The 5,197-nt window shown below is 51.5% G+C and carries 2 protein-coding genes; both read right to left on the minus strand.

Annotation, left to right across the window (positions count from 1 at the left end):
- Positions 1 to 257 (minus strand): hypothetical protein (locus tag PHI12_13405; protein ID MDD5511790.1); only part of this gene is annotated, 257 nt, incomplete at its 3' end.
- Between the two features lie 2,328 nt (positions 258 to 2,585).
- Positions 2,586 to 5,197: glycosyltransferase (locus tag PHI12_13410; protein ID MDD5511791.1), on the minus strand; the 2,612-nt coding region annotated here is incomplete at its 5' end.

The raw sequence follows: 5,197 nt of genomic DNA on the forward strand, positions 1-5,197 counted from the left end.
TTAGCAATCGCCGTTGCCAAATCAGCCATAACTTCCTCTTGGCTAAGCGGTCTGTCCTTTTGTTCATAAGTAAGTTTTTTAGTTTTGGGGTCTAGGTAAAGCACATTCCGCTTGCCCTTTACTGGCGCCAGTTCTTCTGGTAAACTCTCCACCATTGTAAACTTAGCTTTGTTTACGGCTGGTAAGCTATCAGGGTTGTAATGAATTGTTTTTACCTCGATCCTGTTACCCACTGGGATTCCGTGAACTCCTATCATATATTCCTCCTTAATTCCTTAAGCATATTCAAACCAGTCCGGTGAAGCGCAGAATAGAACGGTGTTAGCATCTTCCGCTTGCCCGACTGCTCTTACACAATGTCCGGTACTCTTTGATGGGACGGTGGTTACTAATTGTCCAGCCGTAGCCGAACTGATAAATACCGTCATACCAACAGTAAAAGTCGGGAACTTAGCGTCTGCTCTTATATTCCCGATAATCAACATAGTGGTAGGATTCCCGTCAGTAGAAGCAGAAACACACATACCTAACTGCGGGCTTGTGGTAGAGGCCGCATCTGCCTTTGCGAGATACCACTTAGAGTCGGCTGTTTTTAAGTAACAGACTTCACCAAATGCTATAGTAGCCCCTGCCGTTCCTGTCCTGCATAAACCGGAATACTTACCATCCTCTGATAAGGCGGCATCAAAGTAGATGGGATTATTTTCAGTTAATTGGAGAGGGAAAGCACCCGTTGCTCCGGCTGGCCCTGAAGGTCCACTCGGCCCCGTTGCACCTGCCGGACCCGAAGGCCCTGACGGGCCAGAGGGCCCTGAGGGACCAGATAAACTAGGCCCAGATGGTCCACTAGGTCCATACGGTCCACTTGGTCCCGATGGCCCTGTTGCTCCTGTGGGACCACTTGGCCCACTTGGACCCGTACTACCTGCCGGTCCTGATGGACCACTGGGACCCGTAGCTCCAATGGGCCCACTAGGACCTGATGGTCCTGACGGCCCGGTGGCACCCGTAACCCCTGCACCTGTAGGTCCAGACGGCCCCGAAGGGCCGGTTGCTCCAATAGGGCCTGATGGCCCGGAAGGTCCCGAAGGACCCGTAGCACCAGTAACACCCGCTCCAGTTGGTCCAGAGGGACCGCTCGGACCAGTAGCTCCAATAGGCCCGGACGGGCCTGAAGGTCCAGATGGTCCGCTTGGGCCAGTTGCCCCCGTTACACCAGCCCCTGTCGGTCCCGACGGACCGCTTGGTCCTGTCGCTCCGGTAACACCTGCCCCTGTGGGGCCTGAAGGACCGGAGGGCCCTGTACTTCCTATAGGCCCACTAGGTCCACTCGGACCCGAGGGACCGGAGGGGCCTGTTGCGCCAGTGACCCCTGCCCCGGTTGGTCCACTGGGACCACTAGGGCCAGTAGCACCTATCGGACCACTGGGACCGGAAGGGCCACTTGGACCTGAGGGACCAGTAGCGCCGGTTGAACCAGCACCCGGAGGGCCAGAGGGACCTGATGGACCGCTAGGGCCAGACGGTCCCGTTGAGCCAGTACCAGCCGGACCCGACGGACCGGATGGGCCGCTTGGACCCGTAGCTCCAGCTGGTCCTGAAGGACCACTTGGGCCAGTAGCACCCGTTGCCCCAGCGGGTCCACTAGGACCTGATGGTCCGGTTGCTCCAGTTACACCTGCACCTGTCGGTCCGGTTGGTCCGGTTGCTCCTGTTGGACCTGAAGGGCCGGATGGGCCCGATGAACCCTGAGGACCACTTGGACCTGAAGGGCCTGTACTACCAACACCGGCTGGACCGCTAGGACCTGAAGGTCCACTCGGTCCGGTTGCCCCGGTAGTTCCTACTCCAGCAGGACCGGACGGGCCGCTCGGTCCCGAAGGGCCAGTAGAGCCTGCTCCCGTGGGACCGCTTGGACCCGAGGGGCCAGATGGTCCCGATACCCCAGCAGGGCCACTTGGACCACTTGGCCCGGATGGGCCGGTACTACCAGTAGTCCCCGCGCCTGTAGGACCAGATGGTCCTGATGGACCCTTAGGGCCTGAGGGGCCACTAGGTCCTGATACACCCGAACCCGTCGGTCCACTGGGGCCGGACGGGCCTTTACTCCCTGAGGGACCAGAGGGACCGCTTGGCCCTGCACTACCAGATGGGCCACTGGGACCGGAGGGTCCCGTCGCTCCCGTTGTACCTGTGCCAGCCGGACCAGAGGGTCCGCTTGGGCCAGCAGGTCCTGTAGCGCCGGTAGGTCCTGAGGGACCGGAGGAACCAACGCCAGCAGTCTCTAATGTGTTTATAGCGTCGGTGATATCGTCAAGATGTTCCGCAGTGATATTTAATGACACCTGCATGCCGGCAGCGTGTGAGGCTGCCGTAGTTCCCTGTTGTGCCCTTGTGACCGTTAAGGTATCACTACTGCGGGAAGTGCATAAAACTATTTCGTCCTGACAGGTTACCCAGAACTCACCGGATGAAGGGAACCTTGCCCCGTGCCCGGATTGCAGCACCCATGAAGTATCATCAGAATCAACTGCTGTAAGAAGTGTAGAGTATGCTCTATTCTTTACTTCTTTGAATGTAGTCATTTAATATCTCCGTAACCAGTCCATATCCGTTCGTTCCTGATACCACCCCTTGTCAAATAAGTCATATACCTTACTAAAATATTCCTGATACATCTTCGAGATACGTTCTATCGAGTAGTTATCAGAGGCGTATTTCCGGCAATCCTCAGGATCGATGTTGTCAATATGGTTAGCCGCCCAGATGAAATCTCCCATCGTTCTACAGCGATACCCCACTTCCCCATGCTTTACGATCTCAGGAAATGAGCCCCAGTCTGTTGTGATTACCGGAGTCCCACATAAAAGAGCTTCAACAACCACTTTACCGAAAGGCTCCATATAGACAGAGGGGATGATTACCGCTTTTGCTTTCCCCATTAAGCGGTTGCGTTCCTCCCTGCCTACTGCCCCTAGATACTCGACATGAGGCTGATTCAGGCCGACACTTGATAGGGATTCCTCTATTCTGTCGGGCCACATCACCTGCCCGATCACCTTTAGCTTGGCCCCAATCCTCTTGGTTAGATCACCGGCGATATGGCAACCTTTTCTTTTAATCAGTCTCCCGCAATAAAGGAAGTAATCCTCTTTGTCTGCTTCAAACTTAAAATCATTAACATCGAAGTAATGAGGTATGACTGCGTAGTACCAGTTGCCATCTGACAGGTTCCATTTCACTGATTGTGCCTTTAATCCGTACAGGTAATGCATCCATGCGTAAGAGGGGAATACCTTATATTTAGCGAAATGTCCCAAGTATCCGACAAAAGGCTCTATCGCCGTGACGTGGGTTTTGTCAGCGACCTCTTGTAACCAGGTTCCGTTAGTTACTAAAAGAAGGTCTTTTGGCTCTTTCCTTTTGTTAATCTCCGCTATGGCATTTTTACGGAAAGTCGTATAGGCTAAGTCATTCCCATTATGTATCCACAACTGTTTATTCGGTTCCCAGTCGCCGTAAGCCTGCTTTTGTACCGCTTCAGTCAGGACGGTAACATTCTCGCTACACTCAGGATTCGACCCTTCTGTTCCATAATGGATAACCTCATGCCCCATGTCGGAGAGCATTTTAGACATCTTGTAAGTTAACTGAGTGAAAGGACATAGCACCCAGTCTTTAGTCGTCTTGGAGTGAGGAAGTCCCAAAAGGTGAAAGCGGAACCTATCCGTCCTTACCGGGAATTTCCGTTTAGTGACCTTTAGTAATTGGCTTTTAAGTCTGCCGAACTGCCTCCGGTAGTAGTTAGCCGGTTCGCATACCTCATAACGATATTCATTCCCTAACTCATGGACGATAAACCTTGACCCCATAAAGGGCATTTCATCGTCATAGTCGTCAAAGAATACCGCCGTATTTTCATGCATTAACCTTTTGACATGATTCCAGTCAGAACGGGTAGTTTCTATTGAATGTCCGCCATCAATGTATATCAAGTCCATCTTCGGCAGAGTGTCAGCTACTTTAGGTAATATTACCCTCGTATCACCCTTAAACAGCCTAGATTTCGATTGTAGTGCGTCTGTTAGGAGTTGAGATACATCGGATTCTTTAGTGATAGTTAAGGGGCTAAATTCTACCTCGGTATCTTCCCTTGTCCGTTCCTCGAATAAATCAAAGCCGTAATAATTTATTTCATTCTCGGGAACTAGCTCGGCGGCGGTCTTAACCATGACTACGGCAGTCTCGCCCTTATAAACGCCAATCTCCATGATGTTACGACAGGGATGCGTTTTCAGATAATCGAATAGAGGCTGATAATGCGTCCTCTCCGGTAGCATCCACTTATCTAAAGCGGTCTTTTTGAAGTCTCTATCAAACAGGTAAATAGACCTTAACCCCTGATAACCGCCCTTGTGCCCCATACCTAGCTTATCGCCGATTACATCAAGGTTAGAATGGAAGTTGAAGTTAGGGAATCCCGGTTGGTTCCATTCTCGCTCGCCTTGATTATTCGGGACTTCAAAAAAAAGGCGTTTGGCCTTGCCCTTAAAAGTAGAGAGTTTATCAAGAGCATTAACATCCTGTTTCATATCATTGTGGATAACTGATAGAAATAGAACGTTGTCCGCTTCAGTTACAAGGTCAGACCACTCCCCGACTTTATATTCGATGTCAAGGTTCTGGATGGTTGACATGTAGCGGGCTACTGCGACCAATCCCCGGCTTTTATCTACCCCGGTGACCTTATAGCCCCGTTTAGCAAGTTCCCGCGAAAAGTACCCCTCGGAGCAACCGATGTCTAAAACAGTTTCACCGCTCAGATTTTCGAGTATATATTTCAATCTTTGAGCGGAGTCCTGACGGTCAACATTCCAGCCGTCCAGACGTCTATCCTCTACCGGTTGATACGTCCATTCCCCGTACGGATGTTCTTTCATCAGGACTTCAACCAGGGGGAAGTCCCTGCCCTTTGAGCCGTCTATCCCCTGCCACTCCGTCTCAATAGTTACATCTATATCTTTGTTAAGGTGCTTTAGGATTGACAGTCTATGATACCCGTCATATAAACGGATAAACCCGTCATCGTCGAACCAAACCAGAATAGGTGAATCTTTATACCCCTCTTTGATAGACTCATACAGGCCGATAGTCTTTAATTGCCTATCCTGTAGGCTCATACCGAGATAACAATCTT

It is taken from the genome of Dehalococcoidales bacterium (genome assembly GCA_028716225.1).
Classification (GTDB): Bacteria; Chloroflexota; Dehalococcoidia; order Dehalococcoidales; family UBA5760; genus UBA5760.